Below are 14,366 nucleotides of genomic sequence, written 5' to 3' on the forward strand. Positions count from 1 at the left end.
CTGGGGCGGGATGGTCTATATCGTCGCGACGCTGGCAACCTTGGCTTGGATGGCGGCGAGCGGGCCCCGATTGGACGGCCGCCAGCGCGCACGCGCCTCGGTTACGAATAACCCCACTCAAAACTGAGCCTATATAGGCAATCTGCTCATATTTCTCTCAGGAACGCGGGTCTGGGCTAGGGTATTTGAGGCCGCTGACCGGGCACTAAGGCCGAGACTGCTTCACTATGGACTGGCTATATTGTTGTGGTACAAGACTTTCCAGTCTTCAACGGCGGCCCGAGGGCAAGGACCACACCAGATTTCCGCCCAAATGTCGCGAGGCTGGATTCTCAGATAGAACCCAGGCTGGGTTCGAGCTCGGCTGCGCAGGCTCTCGCCGCGCTAGACGAAGGTCGCGCGACGAGCCGAGGCTAAGAACCGATGATCCCGTCGATGTCATGCGCCATGGCAACGTCCTTGTCGGTGATACCGCCCTCGGAGTGTGTCACCAAAGCGAAAGTCACTGTCCGCCAGCGGATATCGATATCGGGATGATGATCCTTGGCTTCCGCGTGCTCGCCCACCCGGCGCACCGCGTCGATACCGTCGAGAAAGGACGGGAACTTGACCGACCGGCGCAGTGCGCCCTCCGCGCGTTGCCAGCCCTTCAGGTCAGGCAGTGCGGCGTCTACTTGCTCATCCGTTAACACAGCCATATCCCCGACCCTACCGGTATAGGCCACCAGGGTTTCCTGGTAAATCAGGGTCCCGGTTGGTGCCCTGTTATGCGTAGCGGTTTTGGCGACTCAATGTGCCTGAGGCGGACAAACTGGACGCAGCGCAAGCCAGCCGTTACTAGCGCCTCGGCCGTTTCACGGGCCTTTCGACTTCGCCAGCGTCTTCGGTGACAGCCTCACCGCGACCGCGACCGGCGCCAACTTCATGTTCGACATCGTGCCGTCACTGTTCTGACGACCTAAGCGCAGAAAGCCCCGGCCATTTGGCCGGGGCTTTCTGTATGGCTGGGAGGCCGGGCGATGTGCGAGCACGGAGGTGGTATCCGCTAACACAGCCATCCGTCGGCCGTATACCGTCACCCCGATGCCGAACCAGATCGTGGTCGCCGGGGCCGTCATCGCCGAATCCATGGTGCTGGTCGCGCAACGCCTTCGGCCGCCCGAATTGGCGGGCCGCTGGGAATTACCCGGGGGCAAGGTCGCGCCGGGTGAGACCGAGCCCGGGGCACTGGCCCGTGAATTGGCCGAGGAGCTGGGCGTCGAAGTCGCGGTCGGCGAACGTCTCGGCGATGACATCGCCCTTGATGCAACGACAACGCTGCGTGCCTACCAGGTCAGCCTGATTCGGGGCGAGCCTCATCCCCACGACCACGGTGCGTTGCGCTGGGTGTCGGCGGCGCAGCTGCACCACATCGACTGGGTGCCCGCTGATCGGGGATTCTTGGCAGCGCTGACTCGAATCCTGTGACGCGGAGCACGTCACGGCCGCTCGGTTTCGCGATCGGTCGCTTACGCTGCCAGAATCACCGACGTGGATTTCCGCAATGTCGCCATCGTCGCCCACGTCGACCATGGCAAGACCACGCTGGTCGACGCGATGCTGCGGCAGTCCGGTGCGTTGCACGAACGCGGTGATCTGCAGGACCGCGTGATGGACAGCGGCGACCTGGAGCGCGAAAAGGGCATCACGATCCTGGCCAAGAACACCGCCGTCCATCGGCATCACCCGGACGGCAGCGTCACCGTCATCAATGTGATCGACACGCCGGGGCACGCCGACTTCGGCGGCGAGGTGGAGCGCGGGCTGTCGATGGTGGACGGCGTGCTGCTGCTGGTCGACGCCTCCGAAGGTCCGCTGCCGCAGACCCGGTTCGTGCTGCGCAAGGCGTTGGCCGCGCATTTGCCGGTGATCCTGGTCGTCAACAAGACCGACCGGCCCGACGCCCGGATTGCCGAGGTCGTGAGCGACAGCCACGACCTGCTACTCGACGTCGCGTCCGATCTCGACGACGACGCGGCCAAGGCCGCCGAGCACGCGCTCGGTCTGCCGACGCTGTACGCGTCCGGGCGCGCCGGCATCGCGAGCACCGAGGCGCCGGCCGACGGTGCGGTGCCCGCGGGCGACAACCTCGACCCGCTGTTCGACGTGCTGATGGAACACATCCCGCCGCCGATCGGGGACCCAGAAGCGCCGCTACAGGCGTTGGTGACCAACCTGGACGCGTCGGCGTTCCTCGGCCGGCTCGCCTTGGTCCGGATCTATAAGGGCAAGCTGCGCAAGGGCCACCAGGTGGCGTGGATGCGCGAGGTGGACGGGTTGCCCGTCATCACCAACGCCAAGATCACCGAGCTGCTCGCGACCGAGGGCGTCGAGCGCACCGCCACCGACGAGGCGATCGCCGGCGACATCGTGGCCGTGGCGGGGCTGCCCGAGATCATGATCGGCGACACGCTGGCCGATCCCGACCATGCCCACGCGCTGCCGCGCATCACCGTGGACGAGCCGGCCATCTCGGTGACCATCGGGACCAACACCTCCCCGCTGGCGGGAAAGGTCTCGGGGCACAAGCTGACCGCGCGGATGGTCCGCAACCGGCTGGACACCGAGCTGGTCGGCAACGTTTCCATCCGGGTCGTCGACATCGACAGGCCCGACGCCTGGGAGGTGCAGGGCCGTGGCGAGCTCGCGCTGGCGGTGCTGGTCGAGCAGATGCGCCGGGAGGGGTTCGAGCTCACGGTCGGCAAGCCGCAAGTCGTGACCAAGACCATCGACGGCAAGCTGCACGAACCCTTCGAGGCGATGACGATCGACTGCCCCGAGGAGTTCGTCGGGGTGATCACCCAGTTGATGGCCGGCCGTAAGGGCCGCATGGAGGAGATGACCAACCATGCGGCGGGCTGGGTGCGGATGGACTTCATCGTGCCCAGCCGGGGCCTGATCGGTTTCCGCACCGATTTTCTGACCCTCACTCGCGGCACCGGCATCGCCAACGCCGTGTTCGACGGCTACCGACCGTGGGCCGGCGAGATCCGGGCCCGGCACACCGGGTCGCTAGTGTCTGACCGGACCGGCGTGATCACCCCGTTTGCCCTGATCCAGTTGACCGACCGGGGCCAGTTCTTCGTCGAGCCTGGCCAGGAGACCTACGAGGGAATGGTCGTCGGGATCAACCCACGCCCAGAGGATCTTGACATCAATGTCACCCGCGAGAAGAAACTGACCAACATGCGGTCCTCGACCGCGGACGTCTTCGAGACGTTGGCCAAGCCGCTCGAGCTCGACCTGGAGCAGGCCATGGAGTTCTGTGCAAACGACGAATGCGTCGAGGTGACGCCGGAGATCGTCCGGGTCCGCAAGAACGACCTGGACGCCACCACCCGGGCGCGCAGCAAGGCGCGGGCCAAAGCCCGCGGTTAGCCCGGGCCTAGCAGCGGTTGATCAACCGCTGCGTCCCGATACCCTGTTGGGCGTGCCGAAACGAGCCCGCCGCGCCTGGTTAACCATCGGCGTGCTGGTTTCGACGCTGGCGCTGGCGGGCTGCGCCGTTAGTCCGCCGCCGGCCCCGCAGAGCACCGAGACCACCCGGAGCACCGCGCCGCCGCCCATGCGGAAGACGCAGATCATCGTGGGCATCGACGCGATCGGTGCCGGGTTCAACCCGCATCTGTTGACCGACCTTTCCGCGGTCAACGCGGCAATCGGTGCGCTCGTGCTGCCCAGCACGTTCCGTCCGATTTCCGATCCGGCCACGCCGACCGGATCCCGATGGGAAATGGACCCGACGCTGCTGGTGTCCGCTGATGTGACCAACGACAACCCGTTCACGGTGACCTACAAAATCCGGCCGGAGGCACAGTGGACGGATAACGCTCCCATCGCCGCCGACGACTTCTGGTACCTGTGGCGGCAGATGGTCAGCCAGCCCGGTGTGGTCGATCCGGCCGGCTACGACCTGATCACCGGTGTGCAGTCGATCGACGGCGGCAAGCAGGCGGTCGTCACGTTCTCCCGGCCATACCCTGCGTGGCGCGAGCTGTTCAGCAACATTCTGCCCGCGCACATCGTCAAGGATGTGCCGGGCGGTTTCCCGGCCGGGCTGGCCAGCGCCCTGCCGGTCACCGGCGGACAGTTCCGGGTGGAAAACATCGACCCGCAGCGCGACGAAATCCTGCTCGCCCGCAACGATCGCTATTGGGGGCCGCCGGCCAAGCCGGATCTGATCCTGTTCCGGCGGGCCGGGGCGCCGGCCGCGCTGGCCGATTCGGTCCGCAACGGCGACACTCAGGTTGCCCAAGTACACGGTGGCTCAGCAGCTTTCGCGCAGTTGTCGGCCATCCCGGATGTGCGTACCGCCCGGATCATGACGCCGCGAGTCATGCAGCTCACGCTGCGCGCCAACGAACCCAAGCTGGCCGACTCCGCGGTTCGCAAGGCGATTCTGGGCATGCTCGACGTTGACTTGCTCGCCGCCGTGGGCGCCGGCAGCGACAACACCGTCAGCCTGGACCAGGCGCAGATACGCTCACCCAGCGACCCCGGCTACGTGCCGACCGCACCGCCCGCGCTGACCAGAACGGAGGCGTTGGGGTTGCTGGAAGCATCCGGATACCAAATCGAGAACGACACGTCGGCGTCGGTCACTCCGCCACCGCCGGCGCCCTCGGCGCCGCCCCGTACCGGGCCACCAGAGATCACCCGGGGCCGCATCAGCAAGGACGGCAAGCAGCTGTCGCTGATCATCGGCGTCGCGGCGAACGACCCGACGTCGGTGGCGGTGGCCAACACCGCCGCCGACCAACTGCGCAATGTCGGTATCGCCGCAACCATTTTGGCGCTTGATCCGGTGGCGCTATACCGCGACGCATTGGTCAACAACCGGGTGGACGCCCTTGTCGGTTGGCGCGAGGCCGGCGGGAACTTGGCGACGCTGTTGGCCTCCCGCTACAGCTGCCCGGCCTTGGAGGCGACGGCGGTCTCGACGGCGACGGCCCCGACGGCCTCATCCGACCCGTCGGTGACGGCCCGAGCGAATCCTGCGACCACGGCGGCTCCAACGTCGACTGCGCCCAGCCGGGCACAGGAACCAGGAGCGCTGGTGCAGGCCCCGTCCAACCTCACCGGCATCTGCGATCACGGCATCCAATCGAATATCGATGCCGCACTGGCCGGGACCGAGAACATCAACGACGTGGTCAACTCGGTCGAGCCGCGGCTGTGGAACATGTCCACCGTGCTGCCGATCCTCCAGGACACCACGATCGTCGCGGCCGGCCCCAGCGTGCTCAATGTGAGCCTCTCAGGTTCGGTGCCCGTCGGGATCGTCGGCGACGCTGGACAATGGGTCAAAGCCGCGCAGTAGCGCGGAGCGTGCGTGTGGGCTGCGGGCTGGCGCGGCTGCCCGCAGCGACTAGCGTCAGCGGGTCAGTACCGGCGCGGCGAGGGCGACGACGGTGTCGACGATGTGCGCGATTTGGCGCTTGTTCGGTGGGGCCCCGGTCAGCAGCAGCTGTTGGTTGATCAGCGCTGGGCCGACGCGCGCGGTGTAGGGCGTGAGCACGGCGGCATTGATCTCGCCGTTGGCCACGCCTGCCTGCAGGATCGATTCGATGATCCGCAGGCGGGGCGCCACGACGGCGTCGGCGAATATGGAACGCAATTCCGGCTCGTGGATGAGCTGATTCATGATGGCCAGGCTCGGAAATGCAGTCTTGCCGGAAAGCACATCGCAGTGCGCAGTGAAGACGGACAGCAGGTTCTCCCGCGCCGATCGGTCGGTACGCGGCTCCGGGTGTGGCGGTAGCGCGTAGCGCAGTGCCGCCTGGACCAGGTCGTGTTTGGAGGACCAGCGCCGATACAACGCGGCCTTGCCGGTCCGGGCCCGCGCGGCGATCCCTTCCATGGTCAGACCGCCGTAGCCGACCGCGGCCAGCTCCGCCAGCGTGGCGTCGTAGAGCGCGTCCTCGAGTTCCTTGCCCCGGCGGCGAGTGCGGATTGCCTTTGGCATGGAGATGGACTGCTGTGCCATGCGTTGATAGTAGCCACCGGCGTTTCTTTTGGCGAAACGTCGGCTTTGCCCGCCCACCGATTCTGGCTGCGGCCCACCGGGTTACGTCTTCGCTACCCGGCTCCTTCGCTGCGCACCACACCGGTATGGTGCGTCCATGCAGGAGACGCCGCGGTTGTTGTTCGTACACGCCCACCCGGACGACGAAAGCATCACCAATGGCGCCACCATCGCCCACTACGCGGCCCGCGGCGCTGAGGTGCACGTCGTCACCTGCACTCTCGGCGAAGAAGGCGAGGTCATTGGCGACCGTTGGGCGCAACTTGCCGTCGATCAGGCGGACCAACTCGGCGGCTACCGTATCGGCGAACTCACCGCGGCGCTGCACGCCCTGGGTGTCGACGCGCCGATCTTTCTCGGCGGGCCGGGGCGCTGGCGGGATTCGGGCATGGCGGGCACCGAACCGCGCGGCCGACCGGGTTCTCAGCGGTTCAAGGATGCCGACGAACGCGAAGCCGTCGGCGCGCTGGTCGACGTCATTCGCACATTGCGTCCGCACGTCGTGGTGACCTACGACGCCAACGGCGGATACGGGCATCCCGACCACGTGCAGGCCCATGTCGTCACCACGGCGGCGGTGGCCGCGGCTGGCACCGATGACTACCCGGGCACGCCATGGACGGTGCCGAAGTTCTACTGGACGGTCATCGCCCGGAGCGCGTTCATGGCAGGTTGGGAGGCGCTCGGCCCTGACGACTTAGGGCCAGAATGGGTGATCCCGCCCGCTGATGGCGAGCATGCCGGCCTTGGCTACTCCGACGATGAGATCGACGCGGTCGTCGAGGACTTGGACGCGCTGCCGGCCAAGAGGGCGGCGCTGGCCGCCCACGCCACCCAGCTGATCGTCGGCCCCACCGGCCGAGCTCTCGCGTTGTCGAATAACTTCGCGCTGCCGATCGTCGGCCAGGAGCACTATATTTTGGCTGGCGGCCTCGCGGGTGATCGCGATCAGCGAGGCTGGGAGACCGATCTCCTCGCCGGACTCGACCTCGCCGGGTCCGCCGCGCGGTAGGCTTCCGACCAAGCAAGCGCCGCGAGGACCAGGGAGGAAAAGTATGGATCCGGATCTGGACTACAACCAGCAACACTGGCAGGACCGACTGGACAGCTTCCAGTGGGAGCTCATGTCCATCGTTTCGCAGCTGGACAGCGTCCCGACCTGACCGCCACCAAGCCGCGCGTCGGCCAGATCGACGACGCCGGCGCTACGGACCCCTCCATCCGAATCGTCATTCTGGCGTTACTCGCCCTCGACGGGATTCTCTCCGCGGTCGCCGGCGCGCTGCTGCTCCCGGCCTACCTCGGTTCAATCCCATTTCCCATCAGCCCGTTGATCAGCGGTCTTGTGAACGCGGCCCTGGTCTGGGCCGCCGGCCGATGGACCACGTCGGCGAGGCTGGCCGCCTTGCCGCTGTGGACCTGGCTGTTGACGGTCGCTGCGATGGCCATGGGCGGTCCTGGCGGCGACGTCATCTTCGGTGGCCGAGGTGTGCTGGCTTACGGCCCATTTCTGCTGCTCGCGGTCGGTGCGGCACCGCCGTTGTGGGTACTGTGGCAGCGCCGAGCCGAACCCTGACGAGTCACACGACCAGGCTCTCCGCAGAAAGAGGGCAGGGCCCGCCAGCGCGCAACTGGACGCTACTGTTGCGCCTATGGCACGCGTCGGGGATGCGAACGGTTGCTGCGCGCGGATGAAATCTGGGTGGACGGGAGTTACACCAACGTGCCACTGACTACGGGCGACGAATCAACCCTGCTGCCCAACCCGTCGGTGCCGCCGCGGGCGAGTGCATCCGCGATGCGGCGGGTGCTGCGCCGGGCCCGCGACGGGGTTGCGCTGAACGCGGACGAGGCGGCGGTCGCCATGACTGCCCGTGGCGAGGATCTGGCCGACCTGTGCCGCAGCGCTGCGCGGGTGCGCGATGCTGGTCTGGAATCGGCGGGACGACGCGGCGCTGCCGGACGGCTGCCGGTCAGCTATTCGCGCAAGGTGTTCATCCCGGTGACGCATCTGTGCCGCGACAGCTGCCACTACTGCACTTTCGTCACCGTGCCCGGCAAGCTGCGCGCCCAGGGCGCCGGGATGTTTCTGGAGCCCGACGAAATTCTCGATATCGCTCGTCGCGGCGGCGAGCTCGGTTGCAAGGAAGCACTATTCACCCTCGGTGATCGGCCCGAAGATCGGTGGCCGGAGGCGCGCGAGTGGCTGGAGGAACGCGGCTACGACTCCACGTTGTCCTACGTGCGGGCGATGGCGATCCGGGTCCTGGAGGAAACCGGGCTGCTGCCGCACTTGAACCCCGGAGTGATGAGCTGGTCGGAGTTGTCGCGGTTGAAGCCGGTCGCGCCGTCGATGGGGATGATGCTGGAGACGACCTCGCGGCGGCTGTTCGAAACGAAGGGCTTGGCGCACTACGGCAGTCCCGATAAGGATCCCGCGGTTCGGCTGCGCACCTTGACCGACGCGGGCCGGCTGTCGATACCGTTCACCACCGGTCTGCTGGTCGGCATCGGTGAGACGCTCACCGAGCGCGCCGAGACATTGCATGCTATTCGCAAGTCGCACAAGGAATTCGGTCACGTTCAGGAAGTCATCGTGCAGAACTTCCGTGCCAAAGAACACACGGTGATGGCCTCGACGCCCGACGTCGGTATCGATGACTTCCTGGCCACTGTGGCGGTGGCGCGACTGGTGCTCGGCCCGGGAATGCGCATCCAGGCGCCGCCGAACCTGGTGTCCGGCGACGAGTGCATTGCGTTGATCGCCGCGGGTGTCGACGACTGGGGCGGCGTTTCGCCGCTGACGCCTGACCACGTCAATCCCGAGCGGCCATGGCCCGCGCTCGACGAGCTCGCCGCCATCACCGAACGGGCGGGATACGACTTGGTGGAGCGACTCACCGCTCAGCCCAAGTACGTCCAGGCGGGAGCGGCCTGGATCGATCCGCGAGTTCACAACCACGTTGCGGCGCTGGCCGATCCGGCCACCGGACTGGCTCGCGATGTGAAGCCGGTGGGCATGCCGTGGCAGGAGCCCGACGACGTCGCCTCCTCCGGCCGGGTGGACTTGAACGCCGCGATCGACACCGAAGGCCGCAGCACCGAAGCCCGCAGCGATCTGCTCAGCGCATTCGGGGACTGGGACTCGATCCGATCGCGGGTGCACGAGTTGGCCGCCCGTGCCCCCGAACGCATTGACACCGATGTGCTCGCCGCTTTGAGCGCAGCCGAACGTGACCCTGCGGGCTGCAGCGACGCGGAGTACCTGGCGTTGGCCACCGCTGACGGTCCGGCGCTGGAGGCTGTTGTCGCCCTGGCGGATTCGTTGCGCCGCGAGGTGGTCGGTGATGACGTCACGTTCGTCGTCAACCGCAACATCAACTTCACCAACATCTGTTACACGGGGTGCCGGTTCTGCGCTTTCGCGCAGCGCAAGGGCGACGCCGATGCTTACTCGCTGTCGACGGCCGAGGTCGCCGAACGTGCGTGGGAGGCCCATGTCGCCGGCGCCACCGAGGTATGCATGCAGGGCGGCATTGATCCCGAGCTGCCGGTCACGGGATATGCGGACCTGGTGCGGGCGGTCAAGGCGCGGGTGCCGTCGATGCACGTGCACGCGTTTTCACCGATGGAGATCGCCAACGGTGTAACCAAGAGCGGCTTGAGTATTCGTGAGTGGCTGACCGGCCTGCGTGAGGCCGGCCTGGATACCATCCCGGGCACCGCCGCGGAGATCCTCGACGACGAAGTCCGTTGGGTGCTCACCAAGGGCAAGCTGCCCACCTCGATGTGGATCGAGATCGTGAGCACAGCCCACGAGGTGGGCCTGCGGTCATCCTCGACGATGATGTACGGCCACGTCGACAGCCCGCGGCACTGGGTCGGTCACCTCAACGTATTGCGCGACATTCAGGACCGCACCGGAGGTTTCACCGAGTTCGTGCCACTGCCGTTCGTGCATCAGAACTCGCCGCTGTATCTCGCCGGTGCGGCACGGCCCGGGCCAAGCCACCGCGACAACCGCGCAGTGCATGCGCTGGCGCGGATCATGTTGCACGGCCGTATCTCTCATATCCAGACCAGCTGGGTCAAACTCGGCGTCGAGCGCACGCAGGTGATGCTCAACGGTGGCGCTAACGATTTGGGCGGCACCCTGATGGAAGAGACCATCTCCCGGATGGCCGGCTCCGAATACGGATCGGCCAAGACGGCCTCCGAGTTGATGGCGATCGCCGAGGGCATTGGTCGTCCGGCACGCCAGCGCACCACGACGTATAGTCCGCTCGCGGCTTAGTTGTCGGAGGCGGCGGGTATACCCGATGCCGTGAGGCAACAGATCGACAACGATCGATTCCCCGAGTGGCAGCCGTTCTTAGACGCCGTCCAGCAGCGCCGCCCCGACGCCGGCAGCTGGTGTGAAGCCTGGACAGTCCGCGACATCGTCATCCATCAAGCCGGCAACGCCGAAGAGCTCGCCCGGGTGCTGGGCGCGCACCTGGCCGCCGAGCCGGTTGCCACGCGCGGGTTCGAGGAGCGTGAGGCGCCGTTGCGCGCCATGAACGAAACCGACTTGTGGGCGGCCTTGCACCGAAACATGGCGACGCTGAACGAAGTCGCCGAAGCCGCCGATGACGTTCCGGCCGACACGGACGTGGCGTGGACTGGGCGGACCATGAAGGTGCCCTGGTTCGCCGAGCACATGCGCGAAGAGCTCGTGCTGCACGGCTGGGACATCACCGGCGACGATGCGGCGGCCCAGGCCCGGATGGCGCAGCCCTGGATGACCACCCATAGTGTGCTGGCGGTGGGAAAGCCGCTGTTGGCCAAGGGCGCCAAGCAATTACGGCCCGGCGAGCGAATCGAGGCGCGACTGCGAGTTGCCGACGCCGACGACGTCGTGGTCGATGCGGACACCGACCGCACCACTATCCGGCTGGCCGACCCGGAGGGTCCGGCCACCTTGGAAACCGACGCCGCAACGCGTGTCCTGCTGCTGTGGGGCCGCAGGCCCGCCGACCCATCGCGGATCTGCAGCCGCGTCGGTCCGGAAACCTTGGGCAGGGTGCGCAGTCTGCTGGCCGGCTACTGACCTGTGCGTCTCTACAGCCGGGCCGCCAGCTCGGTGCCCTGCTTGATGGCACGCTTGGCGTCCAGTTCGACAGCGACTGCGGCACCGCCGATGATGTGCGGGTCAATGCCGATACTTCGCAGATCGTCTTCCAGGTCGCGCACCGGCTCCTGGCCCGCGCAGACCACCACGTTGTCCACGGTCAGCAGCTGGGGTCGCTCCCGGTTGGGGCCGAAGCTGATGTGCAGCCCGTCGTCGCTCACCCGCTCGTAGTTGACTCCGGAAAGTTGGTGAACGCCTTTGGCTTTCAACGAAGCTCGGTGTACCCAGCCGCTGGTCTTGCCCAGCCGCTTCCCTTGAATACCGTTCGTGCGCTGCAGCAGATATACCTCACGCACCGGCGGCGTCGGAATCGGACTGGTCAGCGCACCCCGCTGCTCCCACGGGTCGGCCGCACCCCACTCCGCCTTCCACTCTTTTAGGCCTTGCGGTTCATGCCTTGGCGAATCGTCGGTAACCAGGAGCTCACTGACATCGAAACCGATGCCGCCGGCGCCAATCACGGCGACGGTCTTCCCGACCGGTTTGACGCCGGTGATGGCTTCGGCATATGTGAGCACCATCGGATGGTCGATCCCCGGAATGGTCGGAATCCGCGGCACCACGCCGGTCGCCAACACCACGTGGTCGTAGCCGGTCAGCTCGGCCGCCGACACGCGGGTGCCCAACCGAACGGCCACGCCGTGTTTTTCCAGCATCGTCGTGAAATACCGGATGGTTTCGTTGAATTCCTCTTTGCCCGGGATTCGGCGGGCCATGTCGAACTGGCCGCCGATGAAGTCGTTGGCCTCGAACAGCGTTACGTCGTGACCGCGTTGAGCAGCGTTGACCGCCGTCGCCAACCCGGCCGGACCGGCCCCAACCACCGCGACCGACCGAGTGCGCCGGGTCGGAGACAACACCAGCCGCGTTTCGTGGCCGGCGCGTGGATTGAGCAGACAGGACACCGTCTTCTTCACGAACGCGTGGTCCCGGCAGGCCTGATTGCAGGCGATGCAGGTGTTGATCTCATCGTCGCGCGCGGCTTGCGCCTTCAGCACCCACTCCGGGTCCGCCAGCAGCGGCCGGGCCATCGAGATCAGCTGCACGTGGGTGTCGGCCAAGATTTGTTCGGCCGCCTGCGGCATGTTAATTCGGTTGGACGCCACCACGGGGATATTGACGTGTCCGGCGACGGCATGGCTGATGTCGACGAAGGCGCTGTTGGGCACCGATGTGACGATCGTCGGTACTCTCGCCTCGTGCCAGCCGAAGCCGGAGTTGAGCATGGTCGCGCCCGCGGCCTCGACATCGGTTGCCAGCGAGAGCAATTCGTCCCAACTCTGACCGTCCTCGACGTAGTCGGCCATCGACATCCGGTAGCAGATGATGAAATCGGATCCGACAGCCGCCCGGGTGCGATGCACGATCTCGACCGGGAACCGGCGTCTCTTCTCGGGTGTGCCACCCCAGGCGTCGCTGCGCTTGTTAGTCCGCGGGGCCAGGAATTGGTTTATCAAGTACCCTTCACTGCCCATGATTTCGACGCCGTCGTAACCGGCCTCGCGGGCAAGCAGGGCGCAGCGCGCGAAGTCGTCAATCGTGCTCTGCACACCGCGCGACGAGAGCCGGCGTGGCCGGAACGGATTGATCGGCGCCTTGATCGACGATGCACTGACCGAAAGTGGATGGTAGGCATACCGTCCGGCGTGCAGGACCTGCAGCAGAATTTTGCCGCCCGCTTCGTGCACCGCCCCGGTGATGCGACGGTGCCGGCGGGCCTGTGCGGAGGAGACGAGCTCCGCGGCGAGGGGTAGCAACCAGCCGGTCCGGTTGGGTGCATAGCCACCGGTGATGATCAGTCCGACGCCGCCGCGGGCGCGTTCGGCGAAGTACTCGGCGAGGCGGTCGATGTGGTGAGCACGGTCCTCCAGGCCGGTGTGCATCGAACCCATGATCACCCGGTTGCGCAATGTGGTGAACCCGAGGTCCAACGGAGACAACAGGTTTGGATAGGTCATCAAGTCTCCTGCAATGCCGCCGTCACCTCGTCGAGCCAATCGATCGTGCTTTCCTCGGCGCGGATGCCACCGCGCAACACCAGGTACTGATGTAGCGCGCTGCCGCGCAGCGCCGACGGGTCGGGAAACTGTCTCTTCTCGAATCCGCGGTAGGTGTCCAACAGTTGGGCGCGTGCGGCGCGCAGCGCGGATATCTGCACCCGCAGCGCCGCCGGATCGCCGTAAGCGGCGCCGCGCAGCTTGACCGCCACATCACGGGTGCGGTTGTCGCTGAGTGCGCCGCCGCGTCCGGATCTGCCCTGCCCGATAGGCGCGGCGATCCATCGGGCCAGTTCGGCGCGGCCGGTGTCGGAGACGGTGTAGACCTTCTTATCCGGCCGGCCGCGCTGGACGACCAGCTCAGCGGATACCCAGCCGTCGTCTTCCATCGCCCGCAAGGTGCGGTAGATCTGCTGATGTGTGGCGCCCCAGAAGTACCCGATCGAACGGTCGAACCGGTGCGCCAGCTCGTAGCCGGAGCCGGACTGTTCGCACAGCGACACCAAGATCGCGTGGGGTAGCGCCACGCGGGCAGCATAAGCGCCGCGGCGTTACGTATGCAACGAGTTGCAGTGCAGCAGTGCGCATAGCCGCCCGGTACTTGCGTTATATATGCAACGTCTAGTATCAGTAACCAACGGATCCGCATCCGGGAAGCAAAACCATAGGGCACACTTAGGCAGGCTTTCACCGCCACTTTCATCGGCACCGACTAATCCCTGGCGTCCTGCTCAGGGCCTGCGAAGGGCCTCAGAAAGACACAACAACACCCGCATTGAACAGCACATGGAGGAGACCTTCGTGACGTACACGATCGCCGAACCCTGCGTCGACATCAAGGACAAGGCCTGCATCGAGGAATGTCCGGTCGACTGCATTTACGAGGGCGCTCGGATGCTGTACATACACCCCGACGAATGCGTGGACTGTGGTGCCTGCGAGCCGGTCTGCCCGGTCGAGGCGATCTACTACGAAGACGATGTGCCCGAACAGTGGAATCAATACACGCAGATCAACGCGGATTTCTTCGCTGAACTCGGATCCCCCGGGGGCGCGGCAAAGGTCGGCATGACCGAGAACGACCCGCAGGTCGTCAAGGATCTGCCGCCCCAGGGTGAGGACGACTGAGCAGCCT

At 66.3% G+C, this 14,366-nt stretch carries 12 protein-coding genes; 8 read left to right on the forward strand and 4 right to left on the reverse strand.

Going from position 1 to position 14,366, the window contains the following annotated elements; genetic code table 11:
• Positions 1-413: 413 nt before the first annotated feature.
• Positions 414-698 (reverse strand): 4a-hydroxytetrahydrobiopterin dehydratase, encoded by a 285-nt coding sequence (locus VNW74_RS06515; protein ID WP_325675784.1) that lies wholly within the window; start codon positions 696-698, stop codon positions 414-416.
• A 385-nt stretch (positions 699-1,083) separates the two neighbouring features.
• On the opposite strand from VNW74_RS06515, the gene VNW74_RS06520 reads away from it, so the two are divergent.
• The 3 genes from VNW74_RS06520 to VNW74_RS06530 all read left to right on the forward strand — a co-directional run bounded on the left by VNW74_RS06520 (position 1,084) and on the right by VNW74_RS06530 (position 5,359).
• Positions 1,084-1,467, forward strand: coding sequence for a (deoxy)nucleoside triphosphate pyrophosphohydrolase (locus VNW74_RS06520; RefSeq protein ID WP_325675785.1), 384 nt, complete (start codon positions 1,084-1,086; stop codon positions 1,465-1,467).
• A gap of 63 nt (positions 1,468-1,530) precedes the next feature.
• Positions 1,531-3,417, forward strand: a complete 1,887-nt coding sequence (gene typA / locus VNW74_RS06525) for a translational GTPase TypA (RefSeq protein ID WP_325675786.1) — start codon at positions 1,531-1,533, stop codon at positions 3,415-3,417.
• A 46-nt stretch (positions 3,418-3,463) separates the two neighbouring features.
• The gene (locus tag VNW74_RS06530; RefSeq protein ID WP_325675787.1) at positions 3,464-5,359 is read left to right on the forward strand and encodes an ABC transporter family substrate-binding protein; all 1,896 of its coding nucleotides are present in this window, start codon (positions 3,464-3,466) and stop codon (positions 5,357-5,359) included.
• Between the two features lie 54 nt (positions 5,360-5,413).
• On the opposite strand, the gene VNW74_RS06535 is transcribed toward VNW74_RS06530, so the two are convergent.
• Positions 5,414-6,025: a TetR/AcrR family transcriptional regulator gene (locus tag VNW74_RS06535; RefSeq protein ID WP_325675788.1), complete on the reverse strand. Its 612-nt coding sequence runs from the start codon at positions 6,023-6,025 to the stop codon at positions 5,414-5,416.
• Between the two features lie 136 nt (positions 6,026-6,161).
• On the opposite strand from VNW74_RS06535, the gene mshB reads away from it, so the two are divergent.
• From mshB to VNW74_RS06555, 4 genes are all read left to right on the forward strand, one after another.
• Complete coding sequence (mshB, locus tag VNW74_RS06540) at positions 6,162-7,076, forward strand: N-acetyl-1-D-myo-inositol-2-amino-2-deoxy-alpha-D-glucopyranoside deacetylase (RefSeq protein ID WP_325675789.1); 915 nt, start codon at positions 6,162-6,164, stop codon at positions 7,074-7,076.
• Between the two features lie 102 nt (positions 7,077-7,178).
• Positions 7,179-7,640, forward strand: coding sequence for a hypothetical protein (locus VNW74_RS06545; protein WP_414686613.1), 462 nt, complete (start codon positions 7,179-7,181; stop codon positions 7,638-7,640).
• Between the two features lie 147 nt (positions 7,641-7,787).
• Positions 7,788-10,358, forward strand: coding sequence for a bifunctional FO biosynthesis protein CofGH (locus tag VNW74_RS06550; RefSeq protein WP_325675790.1), 2,571 nt, complete (start codon positions 7,788-7,790; stop codon positions 10,356-10,358).
• 30 nt (positions 10,359-10,388) lie between these two features.
• Positions 10,389-11,153 carry a maleylpyruvate isomerase N-terminal domain-containing protein gene (locus VNW74_RS06555; RefSeq protein WP_325675791.1) on the forward strand — a complete coding sequence of 255 codons (765 nt, stop codon included), beginning with the start codon at positions 10,389-10,391 and terminating at the stop codon, positions 11,151-11,153.
• Positions 11,154-11,164: 11 nt separating this feature from the next.
• Here VNW74_RS06555 and VNW74_RS06560 read toward each other — a convergent pair whose 3' ends face one another.
• Complete coding sequence (locus VNW74_RS06560; RefSeq protein ID WP_325675792.1) at positions 11,165-13,192, reverse strand: NADPH-dependent 2,4-dienoyl-CoA reductase; 2,028 nt, start codon at positions 13,190-13,192, stop codon at positions 11,165-11,167.
• The gene (locus VNW74_RS06565) at positions 13,192-13,758 is read right to left on the reverse strand and encodes a PadR family transcriptional regulator (protein WP_325675793.1); all 567 of its coding nucleotides are present in this window, start codon (positions 13,756-13,758) and stop codon (positions 13,192-13,194) included. The genes VNW74_RS06560 and VNW74_RS06565 overlap by 1 nt, the downstream gene beginning before the upstream one ends.
• 274 nt (positions 13,759-14,032) lie before the next feature.
• Here VNW74_RS06565 and fdxA point away from each other — a divergent pair, with 274 nt between their 5' ends.
• Positions 14,033-14,359, forward strand: coding sequence for a ferredoxin (fdxA, locus tag VNW74_RS06570; protein ID WP_325675794.1), 327 nt, complete (start codon positions 14,033-14,035; stop codon positions 14,357-14,359).
• Positions 14,360-14,366 lie beyond the last annotated feature (7 nt).

It is taken from the genome of Mycobacterium sp., assembly GCF_035570115.1.
In the GTDB taxonomy this organism is placed as follows: Bacteria; Actinomycetota; Actinomycetes; order Mycobacteriales; family Mycobacteriaceae; genus Mycobacterium.